Source organism: Saezia sanguinis, assembly GCF_003991585.1.
GTDB classification, from domain to species: domain Bacteria; phylum Pseudomonadota; class Gammaproteobacteria; order Burkholderiales; family Burkholderiaceae_C; genus Saezia; species Saezia sanguinis.
This window is the reverse complement of record NZ_PQSP01000001.1, coordinates 22,576-42,557: the sequence shown is the minus strand read 5'-3', so window position 1 is coordinate 42,557 and position 19,982 is coordinate 22,576. Positions and strand designations below refer to the sequence as shown.

23 protein-coding genes are annotated in these 19,982 nt (G+C 52.4%); 11 read left to right on the top strand and 12 right to left on the bottom strand.

The genetic code is table 11. The features are described from left to right. Nucleotides 1–79: 79 nt before the first annotated feature. Entirely contained in the window at nucleotides 80–1,057 is a 978-nt protein-coding gene (locus tag CUZ56_RS00205) for an ABC transporter substrate-binding protein (RefSeq protein ID WP_126977076.1), read from the top strand. Between the two features lie 60 nt (nucleotides 1,058–1,117). Here CUZ56_RS00205 and CUZ56_RS00200 read toward each other — a convergent pair whose 3' ends face one another. After that, entirely contained in the window at nucleotides 1,118–2,044 is a 927-nt protein-coding gene (locus CUZ56_RS00200; RefSeq protein WP_126977074.1) for an NAD-dependent epimerase/dehydratase family protein, read from the bottom strand. Between the two features lie 171 nt (nucleotides 2,045–2,215). Here CUZ56_RS00200 and CUZ56_RS00195 point away from each other — a divergent pair, with 171 nt between their 5' ends. After that, on the top strand, nucleotides 2,216–3,262 hold the full coding sequence (locus tag CUZ56_RS00195; protein WP_126977072.1) for a CDP-6-deoxy-delta-3,4-glucoseen reductase: 1,047 nt from the start codon (nucleotides 2,216–2,218) through the stop codon (nucleotides 3,260–3,262). Between the two features lie 3 nt (nucleotides 3,263–3,265). Next, on the top strand, nucleotides 3,266–3,610 hold the full coding sequence (locus CUZ56_RS00190; RefSeq protein ID WP_126977070.1) for a GlpM family protein: 345 nt from the start codon (nucleotides 3,266–3,268) through the stop codon (nucleotides 3,608–3,610). A gap of 492 nt (nucleotides 3,611–4,102) precedes the next feature. Here CUZ56_RS00190 and CUZ56_RS00180 read toward each other — a convergent pair whose 3' ends face one another. Further along, nucleotides 4,103–5,116 carry an SEL1-like repeat protein gene (locus CUZ56_RS00180; protein ID WP_126977068.1) on the bottom strand — a complete coding sequence of 338 codons (1,014 nt, stop codon included), beginning with the start codon at nucleotides 5,114–5,116 and terminating at the stop codon, nucleotides 4,103–4,105. Between the two features lie 333 nt (nucleotides 5,117–5,449). Beyond that, nucleotides 5,450–5,998 carry a disulfide bond formation protein B gene (locus CUZ56_RS00175; RefSeq protein WP_126977066.1) on the bottom strand — a complete coding sequence of 183 codons (549 nt, stop codon included), beginning with the start codon at nucleotides 5,996–5,998 and terminating at the stop codon, nucleotides 5,450–5,452. Nucleotides 5,999–6,311: 313 nt separating this feature from the next. Between CUZ56_RS00175 and CUZ56_RS00170 the strand changes: the two genes are divergently transcribed. From CUZ56_RS00170 to CUZ56_RS00160, 3 genes are all read left to right on the top strand, one after another. After that, a complete protein-coding gene (locus CUZ56_RS00170; protein WP_162615202.1) occupies nucleotides 6,312–6,596 on the top strand; it encodes a DUF4878 domain-containing protein in 285 nt (94 codons plus the stop codon). A 92-nt stretch (nucleotides 6,597–6,688) separates the two neighbouring features. After that, nucleotides 6,689–7,090, top strand: coding sequence for a DUF4878 domain-containing protein (locus tag CUZ56_RS00165; protein ID WP_126977062.1), 402 nt, complete (start codon nucleotides 6,689–6,691; stop codon nucleotides 7,088–7,090). Nucleotides 7,091–7,112: 22 nt separating this feature from the next. Beyond that, the gene (locus CUZ56_RS00160) at nucleotides 7,113–7,766 is read left to right on the top strand and encodes a YiiX/YebB-like N1pC/P60 family cysteine hydrolase (protein ID WP_126977060.1); all 654 of its coding nucleotides are present in this window, start codon (nucleotides 7,113–7,115) and stop codon (nucleotides 7,764–7,766) included. Here the strand turns inward: CUZ56_RS00160 and folK are convergent. The 4 genes from folK to hda are packed head-to-tail and all read right to left on the bottom strand — an operon-like array spanning nucleotide 7,697 to nucleotide 11,087. Then, the gene (folK, locus tag CUZ56_RS00155) at nucleotides 7,697–8,224 is read right to left on the bottom strand and encodes a 2-amino-4-hydroxy-6-hydroxymethyldihydropteridine diphosphokinase (RefSeq protein ID WP_126977058.1); all 528 of its coding nucleotides are present in this window, start codon (nucleotides 8,222–8,224) and stop codon (nucleotides 7,697–7,699) included. The genes CUZ56_RS00160 and folK overlap by 70 nt on opposite strands. Next, complete coding sequence (gene pcnB / locus CUZ56_RS00150) at nucleotides 8,221–9,696, bottom strand: polynucleotide adenylyltransferase PcnB (protein WP_126977056.1); 1,476 nt, start codon at nucleotides 9,694–9,696, stop codon at nucleotides 8,221–8,223. Before pcnB ends, folK begins: the two co-directional genes overlap by 4 nt. Next, nucleotides 9,693–10,361 (bottom strand): HAD family hydrolase, encoded by a 669-nt coding sequence (locus CUZ56_RS00145; protein ID WP_126977054.1) that lies wholly within the window; start codon nucleotides 10,359–10,361, stop codon nucleotides 9,693–9,695. The genes pcnB and CUZ56_RS00145 overlap by 4 nt, the downstream gene beginning before the upstream one ends. A gap of 21 nt (nucleotides 10,362–10,382) precedes the next feature. After that, a complete protein-coding gene (gene hda / locus CUZ56_RS00140; RefSeq protein WP_126977052.1) occupies nucleotides 10,383–11,087 on the bottom strand; it encodes a DnaA regulatory inactivator Hda in 705 nt (234 codons plus the stop codon). A gap of 276 nt (nucleotides 11,088–11,363) precedes the next feature. Here hda and purM point away from each other — a divergent pair, with 276 nt between their 5' ends. Both purM and CUZ56_RS00130 read left to right on the top strand, forming a co-directional pair. Beyond that, nucleotides 11,364–12,404, top strand: coding sequence for a phosphoribosylformylglycinamidine cyclo-ligase (gene purM, locus CUZ56_RS00135; RefSeq protein ID WP_126977050.1), 1,041 nt, complete (start codon nucleotides 11,364–11,366; stop codon nucleotides 12,402–12,404). Nucleotides 12,405–12,548: 144 nt separating this feature from the next. Next, the gene (locus CUZ56_RS00130; RefSeq protein WP_126977048.1) at nucleotides 12,549–13,769 is read left to right on the top strand and encodes a DUF445 domain-containing protein; all 1,221 of its coding nucleotides are present in this window, start codon (nucleotides 12,549–12,551) and stop codon (nucleotides 13,767–13,769) included. Between the two features lie 611 nt (nucleotides 13,770–14,380). Here CUZ56_RS00130 and CUZ56_RS00125 read toward each other — a convergent pair. Further along, a complete protein-coding gene (locus CUZ56_RS00125) occupies nucleotides 14,381–15,205 on the bottom strand; it encodes a ZIP family metal transporter (RefSeq protein ID WP_404948023.1) in 825 nt (274 codons plus the stop codon). A 549-nt stretch (nucleotides 15,206–15,754) separates the two neighbouring features. Here CUZ56_RS00125 and CUZ56_RS00120 point away from each other — a divergent pair. Continuing rightward, on the top strand, nucleotides 15,755–16,051 hold the full coding sequence (locus tag CUZ56_RS00120) for a hypothetical protein (RefSeq protein WP_126977046.1): 297 nt from the start codon (nucleotides 15,755–15,757) through the stop codon (nucleotides 16,049–16,051). Nucleotides 16,052–16,265: 214 nt separating this feature from the next. Here CUZ56_RS00120 and CUZ56_RS15965 read toward each other — a convergent pair whose 3' ends face one another. Beyond that, nucleotides 16,266–16,871 (bottom strand): MFS transporter, encoded by a 606-nt coding sequence (locus CUZ56_RS15965; RefSeq protein WP_204250790.1) that lies wholly within the window; start codon nucleotides 16,869–16,871, stop codon nucleotides 16,266–16,268. 15 nt (nucleotides 16,872–16,886) lie between these two features. Beyond that, nucleotides 16,887–17,594: an MFS transporter gene (locus CUZ56_RS15960; protein ID WP_204250789.1), complete on the bottom strand. Its 708-nt coding sequence runs from the start codon at nucleotides 17,592–17,594 to the stop codon at nucleotides 16,887–16,889. 243 nt (nucleotides 17,595–17,837) lie between these two features. Here CUZ56_RS15960 and CUZ56_RS00110 point away from each other — a divergent pair, with 243 nt between their 5' ends. Together CUZ56_RS00110 and CUZ56_RS00105 are read left to right on the top strand one after the other, a co-directional pair. Then, nucleotides 17,838–18,383, top strand: coding sequence for a hypothetical protein (locus CUZ56_RS00110; RefSeq protein ID WP_126977044.1), 546 nt, complete (start codon nucleotides 17,838–17,840; stop codon nucleotides 18,381–18,383). Between the two features lie 235 nt (nucleotides 18,384–18,618). Further along, nucleotides 18,619–18,837, top strand: a complete 219-nt coding sequence (locus CUZ56_RS00105; protein WP_126977042.1) for a hypothetical protein — start codon at nucleotides 18,619–18,621, stop codon at nucleotides 18,835–18,837. A gap of 151 nt (nucleotides 18,838–18,988) precedes the next feature. Here the strand turns inward: CUZ56_RS00105 and CUZ56_RS00100 are convergent, their stop codons facing one another. Together CUZ56_RS00100 and panD are read right to left on the bottom strand one after the other, a co-directional pair. Then, nucleotides 18,989–19,321 carry a hypothetical protein gene (locus CUZ56_RS00100; protein ID WP_126977040.1) on the bottom strand — a complete coding sequence of 111 codons (333 nt, stop codon included), beginning with the start codon at nucleotides 19,319–19,321 and terminating at the stop codon, nucleotides 18,989–18,991. Nucleotides 19,322–19,591: 270 nt separating this feature from the next. Further along, nucleotides 19,592–19,981, bottom strand: a complete 390-nt coding sequence (gene panD, locus CUZ56_RS00095; RefSeq protein ID WP_126977038.1) for an aspartate 1-decarboxylase — start codon at nucleotides 19,979–19,981, stop codon at nucleotides 19,592–19,594. Nucleotide 19,982: the final 1 nt, after the last annotated feature.

Genomic DNA, 19,982 nt, shown 5'->3' with positions numbered 1-19,982 from the left:
AGCTTTGTTTAGAAAACATCACTGCCGGGTGCCATGTATGCATTTTGAAAAATATGAGCGTTTATAAAGGAATGCCACTATGTTGAGATTCAAACTCCCTGCACGCCTGCTGCTGGCAGGGTTTGCAGCGCTGGCGCTGATCAGCCCGAGCGCCTGGGCGCAACAAAAATCTGTTGCTGTCACGGCCATTGTTGAACACCCGGCGCTCGATGCCATTCGGGACGGTGTGCGTGAAGTGCTCACAGAAGCCGGCTACGAAGACGGCAAAAACCTGCGCTGGCAATACCAGAGCGCCCAGGGCAATACCAGCATTGCCGCCCAGATTGCCCGCAAGTTCATTGGTGACAAGCCCGATGTGATTGTCGCTATCTCCACCCCTTCGGCGCAAACAGTGGTGGCTGGCACCAAAACCATTCCGGTGGTGTTCTCAGCCGTTACCGACCCGGTTGCCGCCAAACTCACCAGCAGTTGGGAAGCTACCGGCACCAATGTGACCGGGCTTTCCGATGTGGTTGAACTGGGGCCCCAGATTGACCTGATTTTGCGCATCGTACCCGATGCCAAACGCGTGGGCATGGTTTACAACCCGGCCGAAGCTAACTCGGTGGCCGTGGTCAAAAGCCTGCAGGAACTGCTGGCGCAAAGAGGCATGACACTGGTCACGGCGGCCGCGCCGCGCTCGGTGGATGTTGGCTCTGCTGCCCGCTCTCTGGCCGGCAAGGTGGATGTGATCTACACCAATACCGACAACAACGTGGTATCGGCCTATGAAGCACTGGCCAAAGTCGGGCAGGATGCCAAGATTCCGCTCATCGCCTCAGACGCCACCATTGTGGCCCGTGGCGCCGTTGCCGGACTGGGCGTTGACTACAAGGAACTGGGCCGCCAGACCGGCCGCATTGTGCTGCGTATTCTCAACGGCGAAAAACCCGGCGATATCAAACCGCAGATCAGCGACAAAATCCAGCTCTACGTCAACCCTGCCGCAGCGCAACGGCAGGGTGTCACCCTGTCGCAGGAGTTGCTGGACGCTGCCGATGAAATCGTGAACCAGTAAGCTGCACTTTTTATCATGCAACCAGGGCGTGTTAACGCATCCTGATCCTAAAGCCTCTGGTCATTCAGAGGCTTTTTTTGCAAGCCTTGCCAACCCTTCGCGCACGGTCGGGTATGTGAGGCGAACACCTAATTCCCGCTTCAAGCGCTGATTGCGGATACGCCGGGATTCACTCATAAAGGAATAGAGCAACGGCGACATCATCCGGGCAGCGTCTTGCCGGGTCAGACGCTCAGGCCGCGGCATACCGGCTAGGTCTGCTGCCAGATCAAAATAATCACCCATACGCATGTCACTGTCATCCACCGCATTCACCACACGCTGCGGCTTTCCGTGAAACAGCGCTGCAATACAGATGCGTGCCAGATCATCAGCCTGAATATGCTGGGTGTAAACATCATCCTCGCGCGCTAACACCTGCATACCCTGTCGCAGGCGCTGTGCAGGATTGCCACCCTGACGGTCCAGCGCATAAATACCAGGCACGCGCAGGATAGAAACTGCCGTTTTGCCCACCCGTCCAAAATGGCGCATGGTCATCTCAGCGGCAATACGCTTATGCGCCCTTGAAGTCATCGGATTCACCGGCGTCGTCTCATCCATCCATTGCTGGCCACCACTGGCATACACCCCGGTGGTGCTGATATACACCAGCCGTTTTGGCCGCTTATGTTTCAGCAACGTGGCACACAGATGCAGGCAACGAGAATCGACCCCCGCCCTGCCCGGTAACGGCGCCTGCTGTGCGTCCATGCGCATTTCCTGAAGCGGCGGCGCTAAATACAACACATGCGAACAAATCCTGCCCAGCCTTTGCAGGCTGCTCATGTCATCCAGGTTTCCAACCACCGGCGTCACACCGCACGCCCTGAGCTCAGGCACACGCGCAGGAGATGAGGTCAGCGCCACAACACGTATATGCGGTTTCAACTGCCGCACCACGCGCAGCCCGATATCACCACAACCCACAATCAGCAAACTCTGCATTACACCGCCATCAACTCTGAAAACACACACCGGACTGCCAAAACAAAAGGAAAGCGGCACTCCCTCGGCAAACAACACCCCTTATTTCCCTGCTTTGATTAATTTGAGAGAAAATATAAGCCATCATATCCATTTTCCCCATAACTATCTATTCAATAAGGAAAGGTCATTATGTCGTTCCAGGTCACGGTAGAGCCAAGCGGTCGTACGTTTTCTGTAGAACCTGATGAGACCGTACTGGAAGCTGCCATTCGCGCACAGGTTGGTCTGCCTTACGGATGCAAATCCGGTGCCTGCAGTTCATGCAAGTGCCAGATGACCAGCGGGAAAGTCAACCAAACCCCTTATCAGGAAAATGTGCTGAGCCAGGCCGAGCTGGACGCCGGACTCATTCTGACCTGCTGTGCCAAACCGGCAACAGACCTGGTGCTGCACGCCAATATCGTATCGTCAGCAGACACATTCGACATCCGTAAACTGCCGTGCCGGGTCACGCGCATGGAACGCTGCAGAGATGACGTCATGATCGTGCACCTGCAGTTACCGGCCAACGATACACTGCAATACCATGCAGGCCAGTATATTGAATTCATCCTCAAAGACGGCAACCGCCGCAGCTATTCAATGGCCAATGCACCACACACACAAGTCCCCAACGGCGTCGGGATTGAACTGCATATCCGCCTGATGACCGGCGGCCTGTTCACAACGCATGTGTTTGACGGCATGAAAGAGCGCGACATATTGCGCATTGAAGGCCCCTTCGGTACGTTCTTCCTGCGTGAAGATTCCGACAAGCCCATCATCTTTCTGGTTTCGGGCACAGGCTTTGCGCCCATCAAAGCCATTCTCGAACACATGCAGCATCAGAACATATCACGCCCGGCCCACCTGTACTGGGGCGGCAGACGCCCCAAAGACCTTTATATGCGTGAATGGCTGGAACAACAGATGGCGCTCATGCCCAACCTGTCATTCATCCCCGTCATCTCCGATGCATTGCCGCAAGACCAGTGGTTAGGCAGAACCGGGTTTGTACACCAGGCCGTCATGGCAGACTTCCCCGACCTGTTGACTTACCAGGTCTACGCCTGTGGCGCCCCTGTGATGGTTGAATCGGCCCAGCGCGACTTTAGCGCCCAATGCGGCCTGCCTGAAAATGAGTTTTATGCCGATGCATTCACCAGCGCGGCAGACCACCAGCAAACGGTCAAATAGAAAGTGGCTGCGCTATTCATCAAGTGCCTGATCGGTGCGGTCACCGTACTGATCATCGCCCTGCTGTCCAGAACAAAAGTCTTTTTCATTGCAGGGCTGGTGCCGCTGTTCCCCACATTTGCATTGATTGCCCATTACATTGTCGGCACAGAAAGAAGCATGGAACAACTGCGCCTCACGGCTCTGTTTGGCCTGTGGTCGCTGATTCCTTACGCGGCCTACCTGGGTGCCGTTTATGTACTGAGCCTGCGCTACAGCCTGGCTGTCACACTCACCGGGGCCATCGGCGTGTGGATTGTTTTTGCGGCAATCATTCTGCTGGTATGGACCAGGCTTTATTCTGCTTGACGAACCGTGTCACTCTGCCCCCCGCACACGATCGTTTAATTTATACCGACTCATACTTAATCAGACACTTTTGTCATTCTGGGAGTAATCAAATCTGGCAGCCGGCTCAGTGCCAAAAGCGGACGGTGGTCGCTTATCTATAGTGAGCTGGAAAGTTGAATGCTCGAAGTACAATTGGTATGTGGGAGCGTGCGAGCAATTAAGCACGCCCCACCCCCTAAGCATTAGTCCCGTATGTAACCGCTGACATAGTGCTCATGGCAGTCGTCGCAAACGAAACCTGACTCAACCTTATGGGTGGCCGGCTCACCACAGTCGCAGGTTGTGCGGGAGATCCAATGCGAGCTCTGACAGTCAGGGCAGCGCGGACTTTGCTGATTCAGCTCGTCATCGACAGATTCGAAATCAGCCTCGGATGTAGTGCACCCGCAATCGAGGCATTCGAACTCCTCCTGCTCTTCGTCCGAACCGTTGCTTTCCCACATGTTTACGCTACTCATGACCACCCCCTTGAATGAAGCCAGGAATATGCATTACGGGCTGTGGATCAGGATTGAACTCGCTGAAATGCTCCCTCAGAATCGAATCGAATCCGTTTGCACGGAGGGTCTCGATGATCACATAGCTGAGCGGCGCTACACCACGACTCGTCTGCATCATCTGGTGAGAGGTATTACCCAGCACTTCACGAACAATTTTCCTCGAGTAGTCATCGCCGCCGTCAATAGACAGAAGCGCACACTGCGCAGCACCATAATAGTCGTTTTTGAAATGCAGGAACTCAGCTAGTACACGCATGGCTTCGGGTTGCTTGTTTTCGTACGCCATCAGCAGGTACTCAACACACTCAACCTTGTAGCCACCAGCGTTCGAAGCAAGGAACACACCGGCTAGATACTGGGAGTACACATGACCTTGTTTTGCGAGCGACTTGTATTCCTTGATGGAACTTTCGGACGTCCACACTGGAAGGTGCAGGAAAATTTCCTTATCCGTGTGGTACTCATCGTTCATTGGGTCGAGATCAAGGTTCTCCGCAAATGCAGCCTTGAATCGGGCGATAACCTTGTTCCGAGCATCGTTGACTAGATCCGAATAGGAGTGGCCGTACTGCTCTTTGACATAGGTTTCGAAAGCCACACCGATCTTTGTCCCCTCTGGCGCAGCCTTCAGAGCTGCCTCGCGAAGGTCTTTGACCTTTACCTTAGTGCCCTTATTGGGAATCAAAAGGGTGAGCTGGGAGGTATCAATCGCCTTGGCGAGATGATGGAATGGGTTTGAATTACGCATAAAGCCTGTGATCTCGATATCCCGCTCACTTAGCGGGGCACGGGCCCAGGCGTCCATCTTCTCTTTACGGGTTTTGGGCTCACGGCTATCAACGCCAACCCGAGTACCAGGCAGGATGAAGTCTTTACTGTCAAAGACTTTCTGGCGAATCGGAGGGCGATTTTTACCCAAGATTGTCAGGGTGAATTTTTGCAGGCTTTTTGATTTGGTGTTCATAAGCACGTTCTCCAAAATTGGGGCTTTGGGACATTGTCAGGCCACTAGACAAGGTCACTTTGCCCGATTGGGAAGGTGCCTCATTTACACTGTTTTACAGCTTGTTCGCTTTTACGACTGTTTGATTCCCATAGGTGGCCTACGGACATGGGGTCAGCCATGCGAACTGATAGAATATACCGATTCTCCATGGCTGTCAAACGTGAACAACAGGGGGCAGGACACGATACTCACGATCATCTCCAGCCGTCCGCTCCCCGCTCTTAGCTGACTATCAGGTTTGATCGTGCCTTGTAACAAAGCATTGTCAGATTGAGCAACGACCAATCCGGCTTAATGATAGCCCTTCCAACGCTCTGACCGGCGCAGTTTGCCGCCTTTAAACAGCATCAGAAGCAGCGCAATAATGCAGCAGACAAAGGCAATGAATGACCAGTTCGCAATGGACAGGCCCAAAAACGTCCAGTCGATATTGGCGCAGTCCCCGGTTCCCTTAAAGATGGTGGGCAACCAGTCCCGCATTGGCATACGCTCGACCATGGTGTAGAAATCATCATCGCGTCCGCAGGATGAACCTTCCAGCGGATGCCACTGCATCCAGCTTTGCTTGCCTGCCGTGTAGACACCTACAGCAGCCACCAGCAGCCCCAGCACGGAAAATACAGGAACAGACTTTTTTGACCAGCGTGCGCTCACGGCAGCAACCATGGCAATGATGCCAATGATCAGAAATAAAATCCGCTGAAATATGCACATGGGGCAAGGGTTGATAAACGGATCGCTTTTCTGGATATAGATCCCTGCGCCCACCAGCCCCCAGCAAACCAGAGCCATCAAGGTGAATAATGTACTGGGATAACGCTCAAACCATCGAAAAATCACAATCACCCCTCTTTATGGTTTCGTTTCAAATAACAGCGCGCGCCGGTTCATTCAGGAACAACAGGCCCCAGTGACTCTTCTGATATTATCATTGGATAGCAATCATCTGCTACACTAGGGTCAAACTGAAATCTCCTCTAAAATTGCTCAATTAATTAAAGCATAAATTGTAAGCCCATTTACCTGCAACACTTATATGAAATTGTGTCGTCTGTTTATAAGCTTTTTGATCACAGCCTTTTTTATCACGGGCTGTATCGGTTATGTGAATCAGGAAACCCCATTAAAGTTCGCCTCACGCTTTTACCAGAACATGGCAGATAACAAGGCTGATGAAGTATTTGCCATGTTTGACCTATCTGACCTGTCTGAAGAAGAGGCTCCCCTGCTGCAAAGCAAGCTGATTTTGCTGGTCGCTGAAATCAGTAAAGAAATTAATGCTCAAGGCGGTATTGAGCGCGTTGAAATTATTGACCAGACAGCACAGGATGACGGCCGCAAGGTTAATCTGGACTTGCTGATTCATTTTGGCGACGGGTCCAGCAAAAATGACCACATGCAGTTGATTAAAACAGATACAGGCTGGAAAATCACCTGACTTGTCTGGAGCCAAGCTGCATTTAGAAACAATTCATGTTTACCTGACTCACGATTTCATTTTTATTCAATCCCACCACAAAAGGAACCCTTATGAAACTGCATTTTTTGAAACTTTTTCTGGCTTTGTTCTGCAGCGCATTTGTACTGAGCGCCTGCGGTGGTAAAAGCGAGGCAGATGTTGCCAAAGGCTTTTACACCTCTATTGCCAGCGGAAAGTCTGACGAAGCCATTGCCATGCTGGACCTGTCATCGGTATCTGCACAAGAGCTGTCCATGGCTAACAGCAAGTTGAAAATGATTTTTGATGAGCTGAAAAATCAGTTTGACCAGATGGGCGGCCTTAAATCGGTTGACGTCACCAACAAATCCGTGGCTTCTGATGGCAAGACTGCCGAGGTGACCTTGACGCTTACCTTCGGTAACGGCACCACAAAAACAGAAACCATGAACCTGATCAAAGTCGGCAGCGACTGGAAAATCAGCATGAAATAAAGGTTAAGGGGCATTTTTTCAAATGCCATGCTATTTGAAAAAACTCTGCCAGTCATTTGGCCTGCTGATCGCAGGCCTTTTCTGCCTGCTCTGTCTGCCTAAAGCCGGCTATGCGCAGGAAACATGGCAGGCGGGGGATCTGATTTTCAGAGAAGGCAATGAACCGGTCAGCGACTTGGTACGGCTTGCTGACCGTGGCCTTTTCAGCCATGTCGGCATGATCATCGGCCAACCCGGCGCATGGCAGGTTATTCACGCCACACCGGAAGAAGTGCCCGGCCGCGGCAATGCGGTTGTGATAGATGATCTGGCATTTTTCATTGCGCCTGAACGTTCATTGCAATACGCCATATACCAGGTACAAGCCACCCCCCAACAGCATGAACAGGCAGTGGCCGCCGCGCTGCAAGATCTTGGCCAACCATTTTCAGTCGTCGAAACGGGCCTGTACTGCACTACCCTGATTGAAAACGCATGGCTGGCTGCGGGCGTCGATCTGCAACCCGTTTACACGCAGGTAAAACTCCCGATGATCAGCGGCCATTATCTGCTGCCCAGCGGGCTGCTGGCATCACCACTGCTCGTGCATACAGCGCATACAGAAATTCAGCCTGAAGCGCCTGACATTCCGTCTGTACTGGTTCCTGCTACGGCAGACAGCCGTTCAATCCGCTGATCCTGCACCTGAGGCAACAGGTCGTTAACGTACCCCTGCCCCGGTATCCATAAAGCCATATCCAGCTCAGCCAAAGGCAGCAATACAAAAGCCCGCTTGCCAATAGCCGGATGGGGCAACACCAATTCAGCCGTTTGCATGGTCTGGTCGCCATACAGCAGCAAATCCAGATCCAGTGTCCGGGGCGCATGGTAATACGGCCTCTGCCTTCCATACGCCAGCTCGATTCGCTGCATCTCATGCAGCAGGTCTAAAGGGGCCATGGCCGTTTCACAGCATGCAACGGCATTGATGAAATCAGGGCCATCGGCATCCACCGGGGCGCTGCGGTAAAAAGACGACCGCCTGAGCAGGCGGGTTTCAGGCAGGGCATTCAGCGCCTGCAAGGCAGCTTCCAGTGTCGCCTGGGCATCTCCCAGGTTTGCCCCCAGCCCGATCCAGGCCTGTACCGTTGTCATGACACCTGTATCTTCGGCACTGGCGCGGCATTTTCTTTGGCAGCCGATGCTTTGCTTGGCCTGCGCCGGCGGCGGCGCTTTTTCTCAGGATTGGCCGCCGCAGTGGCAGTGCCACCCGTGGTTTTTTCGGCCCGTGCCTGCTGAATCAGTTCCTGGCGTACCGGCTCATCGCCTGAGGCAAACACCTCCCACCAATGCGCAACAGCCGAATTGTATTCGCCCACTTCTGCACGCAGCCGCATGAAATCAAATGCAGCTCGGAAACGGGGCTGGTTTACCAGACTGAACGGTGTTTTTCCGGTACGCCGGTCAAAGCGCGGCTGCATCAGCCAGATCTCGCGCATATCGGCACCCAGTTTGCCGCGCCCGGAAACATCGCCCACACGGCGTTCAAACACTTCATCAATCGCGTGCTGCAGGGCCGGAACTTCATGCTCGCCAGCAGCCATCAAACTATCCCAGTGTTTTTTCACCTCCGGCCACAACAAGCAGGCCAGCATGAAACTGGGGGCAACCGATTTGCCCTGGGCCACACGCTCATCCGTATCTTCGAGTGCCAGCCAGGCCAAAGGATATTTTTTTTCGTCCTTGATCAGGCCGTCCAGCATCGGGAAAACCTTCAACAGCCCTTCTTTGCGCAACGCCTCAATGCTGGCCTGGGCATGCCCGGTTTGCAGCAGTTTGATCATTTCGTCAAACATGCGCGATGCAGGAATATTTTTGAGCAATGAAATACAGTCTTGAATAGGCATACGTGTCTTTTCATCAATCGTAAAACCTAAATGCGCCAACTTGGCCGAAAACCGCACCACCCGCAAAATCCGCACCGGGTCTTCACGGTAGCGCACCGCAGCATCACCAATCATGCGCAGAATGTGCTTTTTGGCATCCTGAAACCCATGGTGATAATCCACCACCACCTGCCTGATCGGGTCGTAATACATGGCGTTGATCGTGAAGTCACGGCGCGCCGCATCCTGCTCCTGCGAGCCCCAGACGTTGTCGCGCAACACTCGCCCGCTTTCATCCACCGCCAGGCTTTTATCAGCCAGCTCAGCCTTGGCCGTGCGCTCATTGCCATGCACCGTCTGCGCCGTGGACATATCCACCGAAGCCCGGTAGGTTGACACCTCAATCACTTCATGCGCCCGCCCGCGCCCATATACAACATGCACAATGCGAAAACGCCGGCCAATAATAAAAGAGCGCCTGAAAAGCGCCTTGACCTGCTCCGGTGTCGCATTGGTAGCCACGTCAAAATCTTTGGGTGGCAATCCCAGCAGCAGATCACGCACAGCACCGCCGACGATATAAGCGTCATAGCCATGATCACGCAGGGTGTTCACCACCTCGCTGGCACGCTTGTCCACCTGGTGCACGTCAATGCGATGCTTTTCAAGCGGAATCTCCACCCGCTTGCCCAGAAAGGACTTGGGCATGCCCAGTATTTTTCCAATCAGATTTTTAATCATTCAAAAAGCCTCAGTATCGGCCAGCCACGCTGCTTGGCCTCAGCTTCCAGCAGTTTATCAGGATTGGTCACCACAGGATGCCTGACCTGAGAAAGCAGCGGAAAGTCATTCATCGAATCGCTGTAAAAAACACTGTCTTCCAGCGTCTGCCAGTCGTGCCCGCGTTCTTGCAGCCACTGGGCAACGCGCTCGACCTTTCCTTCACGAAACGATGGCACCCCGACATAATTGCCGGTCAGCTCGCCTTGGGCATTGTATTCCAGCGTGGTGGCAATCAAATGTTTAAAACCAAATGCCTGGGCAATGGGAGACGTTACAAAGTCGTTGGTCGCCGTCACCAGAATGCACTCATACCCTGCATCCATGCGCTGGTCTACAACGGCACGCGCCTGCGGCAGAATATGCGGCTCGATCATCTGCTGCATGAACTGTACACGCGCTTTCAGCGCCTCACGCATCCCTTTGGCGCGGATTGCCTGGGTTGTAAAAGCAACGTATTCATCAATATTGAGTATCTGCTCTTTGTACTGCTGATAAAACACATCGTTTTGCTGCTTAAACACCTGTGCATCAACCCACCCGATCTGCTGTGTGAAAGCACCCCAGCTATGGTCTGAATCAATGGGCAGCAGCGTGCTGTCTAAATCAAAAAGCGCAATTTTCAAAACTGTTTTCCTATATAAAAATCAAATGTCTGGCCTGTTCTTTGGCACAGGCTCATTATCGCTGAGCATACTTTTAATGAGCGGAACCGTCACAGCACGCTTGGAAGCCAGAGCGTATTGATCCATTTGCTCCATCAAAAACATCAGTGACGTCATGTCGCGGGAAAAGTGATGCAGCAGATAGTCCTGAACCTCCTGGCTTAACACCAGCCCGCGCGAATGGAACGCCTGCCACAGCGCCGCCTGCAGTTCTTCATCGGTCAGCCTTTTCAAGGCAAAAATATGCCCCCAGCCCAAACGGGTACGCAAATCTTCCCGTACCGACAGGTCTACCGGCGGCACCGCACCCGCAGCCACCACCCAGGCGCCGAAAGACTGTGCATCAATAAACACCCGAAACGCTGCCGCCTGGTGCCGCTCACTCAACTGCTCACAGTCATCCATCAGCACCACCGCCCAGCGCGGGTCAAATTCGCTGATGATCTGTTTAGGCGTCAGCCAGCCGCAGCATCCACCGCGCTGCTCTACGGCAGAGGCGACTGATTTCAACAAATGCGTCTTTCCGCACCCCCGCTCCCCCCACAGATAGGTCGGCGCAGGCACCTGGGTATCAATCTGCGCCATGGCATCCTGCAAATAAAGCAGGCAATCCAGGTTGGCGCCCGGAACATAATTATCCAGACTGGGACCTGAGTAGGTAGGAAGTGCCAGTGGCAGTTGCTTCATGTAAACAGCGGTATCTCTTTATAGGCAACCCGGGTATCGGCCAAAAATAACAACACCACAACTTTCAAAAAGTTGATCAAAAAGGCCATGCGTTACAGCCGGGCCGGTTTCGCATAAGTTTTAAAAGGGAACAAAAGGCAGCGCTATGCGATTTCGGTTGATATTTTAGGGGATGCCTTCCAAAACTTCCAAGCCCCGATAAAATGGGGGGCTGTCTGTGGTTGCTTTTAAGTGGGCGCCTCTGGTTTTACCCCCAATACGAAACACGTTGACCTTATGACCTCTACATTATCTTACAAAGATGCCGGTGTCGATATTGATGCCGGTGATGCCCTGGTTGAGCGCATCAAACCTTTTGCCAAAAAGACGTTGCGCGAGGGTGTGCTCGGCGGTATTGGCGGCTTTGGCGCGCTGTTCGAAATTCCCAAACGCTATCAGGAACCGGTACTGGTCTCAGGTACGGACGGCGTGGGGACCAAACTGCGGCTGGCCTTTGAGTGGCAGATGCACGACACGGTCGGCATTGACCTGGTCGCCATGAGCGTCAACGATGTGCTGGTGCAAGGCGCAGAACCCTTGTTTTTCCTCGATTATTTTGCCTGCGGCAAGCTGGACGTGGACACGGCCGCCGCAGTCATCAAAGGCATTGCACAGGGCTGTGAGCTCTCCGGCTGCGCCCTGATCGGTGGCGAAACCGCTGAAATGCCCGGCATGTACCCTGAAGGCGAGTACGATCTGGCCGGGTTTGCTGTGGGCGTGGTGGAAAAATCCAAAATCATCACCGGCCAGCATGTTCAGCCCGGAGATGTGATACTGGGGCTGGCATCCAACGGCGTACATTCCAATGGTTTCAGCCTGGTGCGTAAAATCATCGAGCGGGCTGCAAACAACCTGCCGCAACAGCTTGACGGCAAGCCGTTCAAAGAGGCCGTCATGGCCCCGACCCGCCTGTATGTCAAGTCTGTGCTCGCAGCGCTGGCCAAACACCCGGTACCACAGATCAAGGCCATGGCCCATATCACCGGAGGCGGACTGATTGAAAACCTGCCCCGCGTGTTCCCGCAGGGTATGGGTGCGCAGTTGCGCAAAGGCAGCTGGCCCCAAAGCGAGCTGTTTGCCTGGTTGCAGCAAACCGCCAACCTCGACGACCATGAGTTCTTCCGCACCTTCAACGCCGGCATCGGCATGGCCATTGTGGTAGCCGCCAGCGCTGCAGAGTCTGTCACGGCAACGCTGCGTGAACACGGTGAAACCGTTTACCAGATCGGGAGCATTACCAACGCTCCAGCGGCAGGCAGTACCGTTTCAGTGGTATAAAACGGACATTTCCTGAGACCCGATTCGCTTGATGCACACGGGAGACGGTAACACCGTCTCCCTTCAAAATGCGTTAGTATCCTGTATCAACCCATTTAGCGCAGAAAAATGGGACTGCTGCCGATAACACCATACTGACTCAAAATGAAACGCACCGCCACACTCATGCTGATTGCCGTTGCACTGCTGTATGTGCTGGCAACATGGATGGAGCCCCGCTCTGTAGTCTGGGGTTATGTGGCGGCATTTGCCGAAGCCGGCACGGTTGGCGCCATTGCTGACTGGTTCGCCGTGGTTGCCCTGTTCAGGCACCCGCTGGGAATACCCATCCCCCATACCGCCGTTATCCCGGCCAACCGGGAACGGATCGCCAAACGGCTGGCTGACTTTTTGTGCAATAAATTCATTGATACCGAGCAAATCGCCAAGCACCTGGGCATAGGCGACCCTGTGCGCATTGTCGCACGCTGGCTTTCACAGCCCACCAATGCACGCAAAGTGGCCGGGCAGTTGTGCAAAAGCATTGAACACCTGGTGCCGGTACTGGCCAGTGAACAGCTGCGCACCTACGTCAAAACCAATGTACTCAACGCGATTCAGTCAGCAGACCTGACCCGCACCGGCAGTGCCCTGCTGACCATCATTGCTCAGGAAGGTTCGCATCAGCGAATTCTGGACCAGGCCGTCATGCAACTGGGCAAGCTGCTGACAGACGAAGAAATTCGTGACCACATCGCCAGCCAGGTGGCTACTGAAGTCCGCTACCTGCGCTACATCGGACTGGACGCTGCGGCCGGCAAATATGCCACCCGGAAAATTGTGGCCACCGTGGCCCACCTGATGGAGGAAATGGCACAAAATACAGAGCACCCCTTCAGACAGCGGTTTGACCATTTCATCCGCCACCTGATCGATGGTTTGAAAGACAGTCCGGACTACCATCAGCGTATCCGCACATTTCAGCAGCAACTGGCCCAGCAGCCTGCACTCAGCCAGGCACTGGAACAGAGCTGGGACAGCCTCATTCAATGGATCAAAGACGATTGTGCCAAGCCCTACCCGATAACCCAGAACCACCTGGAACAAGGCATACAAACCATTGCACGCCAGTTGCAGGCCAGCGACGAAACCCGGCAATGGTTAAACCAGAAAATATTTACGCTGGTACCGCAGTGGATTGCCCGTTACCGCTCCACCATCCGGCAGTATATTGTCAATACCGTCAATGCCTGGACACCTGAAGAAATGAGCAGCGGCATTGAAAAATACGTCGGACGCGACCTGCAGTTTATCCGCATCAACGGAACACTGGTCGGTGGTCTGGTCGGGCTGACCATTCATACGGTAACTCAATTGCTCGCCTGATAAAAATACCCTTATCGGCTCAAAACATGCTGAAACATCGCTAAAACACAGCTAAATACGCCCTTTTCTGGTTAGACCAGATTTTCACTTTGAAAACCCCTTTTGCCTGAACAAACGTGATTAAATCACGCATGTACCCAGTTTGATCTACGCATTAATGCCGTTTGCAACTATGCAGCCCTTATCGGGGCACAATCATTCGTCCAAGCATACCTCCCGATTGGATCGGATAACGGAAACAGGCCTCCGGCTGATGCCGCGACCAGCTGGCTCATCTTAAATTTGTGGAAAAGCACGAAGGAGTTTCAAATGAAAAAGGTTGAAGCAACATGTCCCAAATGCAATCACACATGGGAGGAAAACTTGGCTCAAGTAAGAGCAAATCCGGCAGTTCAATGCCCTCATTGCGGGCAAAGCGTCAAAGTCAGCCTAGACACGATTAAAAAGGCGTGTACCTGCGGCGGCGACTGCACCAACTGCAACCATCACTGATTCTTTTTTCTTCTACAGTCAATCTCAAATACAAAGAGGCGCCGCATTGACACCATGCGGCGCCTCTTTATGCTGATGGAAAGCGGTGGTTAATAGAATGGATCAGAATCCCCATCAGGTCAGGCCAGCACCGTATCCAGCAGCATCATGATCACAAAACCAATGATCAGCCCCCCTGTGGCATAAGCCTCATGTCCTTTGCGGTGCGATTCCGGAATCATTTCGTGGCTAACAACAAACAGCATGGCACCAGCGGCAAACCCCAGCCCCCACGGCAGCAGGATGGTAGACAAATTAATGACAAGCGCGCCCAATACAGCCGCAATGGGCTCGATCAGCCCTGAAACAATCCCCAGCAACACCGCGCTGCTGCGCTTATAACCGGCCCCAACCAGCGCCACGGCAACAACCAGCCCTTCCGGAATATCCTGTATGGCAATCCCTGCGGCCAGCGCCGATGCACGCAACTGATCTGTCCCGCCAAACCCGACACCAATGGCCAGCCCTTCAGGGACATTGTGCAAAGCAATGGCAAAAACAAACAGCCAGGTGCGCCGGATCAGCAACGCCTGCTGGCCTTCCACCCCTTTGATAAAGTGCTCATGCGGTACAAAACGCTCAATCAGAAACATCAGCCCGGCACCCAGCATGATACTGCCGGCAACAATAAACCCTGAACCCCAGGCGCCCACCCCCTGGCTGCGGGCCGCATCAATGCCCGGAATGATCAAAGAAAAAGAACATGCCGCCAGCATCACCCCTGCGGCAAACCCCAGCATGGTATCCTGTGTGCGAACAGACAGGCTGCGTGCCAGCAAAACCGGCAAGGTTCCGATCGTCGTTCCGAATGCAGCCACAGCACCGCCCAGCAGCGCATTGGCAACCATCGGATTTTGGATATGGAAATACCCCCAGGCCTTGTAGCCAACCAGTACCGTGACCACACACAAAATGAACAGAGCAGGGTCAACGTACACGAATGGAGATCTCTTATTTTCAGTCACCAATACCTCCACCAGACCGGTTGAATTTCAATTAAAAGCCGCCCCCACCTGATGCGGTATGTAAACCTTTTCATCGTGCTCACATTTATTTTCCTCTTTAACCGTCAGCCGCATTGCAGACCATTGAAGGCATCTCAGAACAAGAAGTTCCATCAGGCATACTGCGCCCGATGCATGATTTTATGTCCGTTTCAAAACATTGCCTACTGCCGCACAGCTCAGGGCCATTCTTCAACGCATAAAACGCTTCAATCCCAACGCCCAGCAAATCAGATGGAGCCCACTGTGCAAAACCCGTGTTCACTTCACACCTGCCGGGCCTTTTTTCCATCATTTTTACCCGATTATTATGCAGGATTATTGACACAAATATTTTGACGCCGGCAACAAATCTGTTGCACCATTGGAAGTAGCGAAAGAAATGTTATGCATGCGAAAGGTGGTTGCGCATCTGCGTAGCTCCATCCTTGAACGGAGAAAGGATACGAAATGCCCACTCATCTATACATTTCTGCAGCGACTGTCCGCACCGACGGCAGTGTTCAATATGTTGCCGTGCACCAAATCAGCAATGGTATTTTATCCTCCGGCCATACCTTCATGGGCGAACACATTGCGTATTTAATTGACAGTGGTGAAGCCATTGTGCAATCCGTGCACTTGTTGAATAAAAACGAATGGCTGGTTGGCTCTGAAATGATCAAAACTGACCATGGAAAACTCTTTATTGAAGACAATCCAGCGGTAACAGACACATTGCCCCCGTTACCGATTTCACAAGCCTGATGCCAAAAAGACAAACACGCTGCAAGCTGGAACAGCACGACCCGGTTTTGGCATATTCAACCACCATCTTGTCCTGCGGTATACCTGCCAAAAGGTATACACCCTTTGTGCAAATTTTGCCGGTTCAGGCACGTCTGCATGACTTCATAGCAAAAACCACACCCCGGCTCAATCAGCCAAGGGTGTGGTCATTCTTCTTTACGCCAGGCGTCTTTTACTTGCCTTCTACCATAACGGCTTGAGGGCTCATTCCCATTGCGGGATGTGTGATTGGCGAAAATACTGTACGCCTGCTTCTGAGCATCACCGTCACGACCGCCAGCAGTGAAACACCCACCAGCATCATGACATACAAGGCGATGGGCAACCAACTGTTATGAAACTCTTTGAGCAGATACGTCGCGACCAGCGGGGCCGTCCCCCCGGCCACAGAAGCCCCGATCTGATAACCCAGAGTCACCCCGGTATAGCGCACCCGGGTGTCAAAAATCTCAGATGACAGCGTCCCCAAAGTAGCGGTGATCGGTGACCAGATAATGCCAAAGATCAAAAATGTTGCCAGCACGATGGCCCATGTTGCTTTCAAATCCAGCAGCATAAAGTAGGGAATAATAAACGCCCCCATGGCCAGAAGACCGGTAATGTACACGGCCGGACGGCCAAACCGGTCTGACAAGGCTCCGCACAAAGGAATCATCAGGCTGGAAACTGCAGCGCCAATCATCACGGCCGTCAGTGCAGATGTCTTCTGATACCCCAGAGATATCGCATAGCTGATAACCAGCGTTGAAAAAATATAAAAAGGTGCTGTTTCAGCCACCTTTAAACCTGCTGCCTACAAAACCTCTCTCCAGTGATATTTGACCGTTTCAACCACCGGCATTTTGGATACGTTACCTGATTTTTTCGCGGCCAGAAAATCCGGTGTTTCCTCCAGGCCGCTGCGAATCCACAACCCCAGCGCCACCAGCACAATACTGGAAACAAAAGGCACACGCCAGCCCCAGGCCATAAAGCTCTCATCGGGCAGCAAAGCCATTAACGCCATAAAAGAAGATGCCAGCAGCAAACCAATTGTGACGCCTATTTGCGGCACACTGCCAAATAGGCCGCGCTTTTCTTTAGGCGCGTATTCATACGCCAGCAACAAAGCCCCGCCCCACTCGCCGCCAATCCCCAGCCCCTGAACCAGGCGGCACAAAATCAGCAGTAAAGGTGCAGCAATTCCAATGCTGTTATACGTAGGCAATAACCCGATCATCACCGTAGCCCCACCCATCAGACTGAGGGTAGCCACAAGCGTTTTTTTACGCCCGATACGGTCTCCGATATGGGCAAACAAAACACCGCCAAAAGGCCGAATGAAAAATGTCAGAGAAAACGTCAGATACGATAACAACAACCCTGTTACCGGATCCAGATTTGTAAAAAACACCTTATTGAAAACCAGAGCAGCCGCTGAACCATAAAGAAAAAAATCAAACCATTCAATCGAGCTACCGGTCAAACTGGCTATTAAAGCCCTGCGTCTCAAACTAGACATATGCCATCTCCTTTTTTCTGTATTCGATTACCGTCCATGCACAACATCACCAGAAAAAACGAGTGCAAAAAATATGCCCAGCCTTACAAACCTGTCCTTTTTTACAAAGCGATGACAAAACTGTCAAAACACTTTATATGCATCGCGAGTAATCAACAGAACCATTGATGAACAGAATTCAAAACTGTCCATTGGCACAGAGTGACGCCAAGCGATTCGCAGCGCGGCCAGATTGCATCATGCATGTATGACATTACAAACAGCCTGGATTTAAAGTCACATCGCGGGATGATTCAACAGCCATTTTTCATGCACCAACATTCGCACGGAAGCACTGTGCTGGTTCGCTTCAGCACCATAAAGTCTCACAACGAAACCCCTTTATCTTCCAGGATTTTCAGTCCAATTTTTTCCATAAAAACTGCTTCAACGATGCCCCTTGCGAGGTCCTTACTTTTTCCCGCAAATTATCATGCTCCACAAATTTCTTCACAAAGGAATCTCATGAGCACCATCCCTCCAACGGCGACAACATCTGAAATCGCACTGTTTGTCAAAAGCATTGACACACCAGGCCGGCCGGTCAACACCGAATATGCGGCGATGGCTTATTTAGGTATGTGCCGCAATCAGTACATGAGCCACAATTGGCTCATCTGCCAGTTTGCCTGGGAAGAGAGCATCAACAACATCAAACAAAGTGTTGGAGAAGCGACTGCCAGCATTGTTAAAACCCGCATTGAGCAGCTCTATCAGCAAAAAGGATATTTCCCGAACTCCACCCCTTAACAAACAGCCTTACACGCCTTAAGCATCATTCTTCCCGATGCATCCACACCTGTGTCTCTGCCCTTGTAAAAGGCGCTGAGATGAAACAGGTGTTGTCTGACGATACTGCCTGTAGCTGCAAACAATACTTTATTGATAGACAGCGAAAACGGCGCACATGGTCCATACAATTCCAGACAGCATGACACCTTATGGACAATGCTGTATCCATGTACATTCGCAGGAGAACATCATCATGAGCACCAGGAAAAAGAAACTATCAATGGCACTTTGTTCATTGCTGTGTGCCGCCAGCCTCAGCCTGACAGGCTGCCAGCTTGTAGGGGAGCACCCGCTGCATCCTGGTAACATTGCAGCCAATATCGCCGCTGCCCCCGTTGCTGTGGTATTAGGCGCATGGATGGTGCTTGATCTGGCATTTAACGATGGAGATACCTTTCGTTTTAAAATCTAGAGCGTGTTAACACACCCTGGTACCAGTCAATGCGCGGTATTTCTGCCTCATGGCGTATACACATCTGAGCGTTGCAGACAATCAAAAGCCCTCACATGGAGGGCTTTGGGGACAGAACATGAAATGAATGCAATGGGCTGCTGATGCTTTATCAGTTGCAATACGTATAGCCTTTGGTTGTATAGCAGGCCTTGCCGTTATTACCCATGCTCCATCCATTTCCCATGTCAACATAGGTCGCGCCATCATTGGAGATTGTGATGTTGCCGTCTCTGATATAAGCCCGGCCGTTGCTACCAACCCCGGCACTGCCGATTTCGCGGCGATTGCCTTGTGAATCCTGAACATACCGGTCCCGCACAAGAAAGCCGGAGCCATCTGAGCCGACAACCGCATTTCCTGAACGGCGATAAATAGTCACTTCCGCATTGGCAGCCGTTGCAGTCACTGCAAGCAGACCCAGGCAAATGAGTAGTTTTTTCATATGCTCACCTCCAAGATAAGTCATGTTTGAAACAAAATCGTCCAACAGCCAAATGATCAAACATTGTCAGATCATCTCTTTGCTTAAGGGTATCGTAAGCCCGGCATGTAAACCCTGTATTCAAGCTGTGTAAATTTTTGTTAACTTGCTTTTACTCTCTTTTGTTTCAGCCCGAAAGCAATGCGGATATTGCCGGCTATGTGCAAAATGAAATAAAGCCCTGTATCAGGGCTTTTACACAGACATGAACTCGCGGCGGCCTGGGGAAAATTACATCTCCTCCAGCCGCCCATGTTGTTCGTACCGGGTAACGCGCTGGACCTTGTTTTCATCATCAACAAACACTACGTTGGGTCTGGCGTTTCTGGCTTCTTCCGGGCTCATATGGGCATAACACATGATGATGATTTTGTCGCCGGGCTGTACACAGCGCGCTGCTGCGCCGTTCAGGCAGATCAGCCCGGAGCCGCGTTTTCCGGCAATGGTGTAGGTCTCAAACCGGCTGCCGTTGTTGATATCAACGATCTGTACTTTCTCATATTCCAAAATCCCGGCTGCTTCCAGCAGATTTTGGTCTACAGTGATACTGCCCACGTAATCCAGTTCGGCCTGAACCACAGTGGCACGGTGTATTTTGCCTTTCAGCATACACAGTTCCATC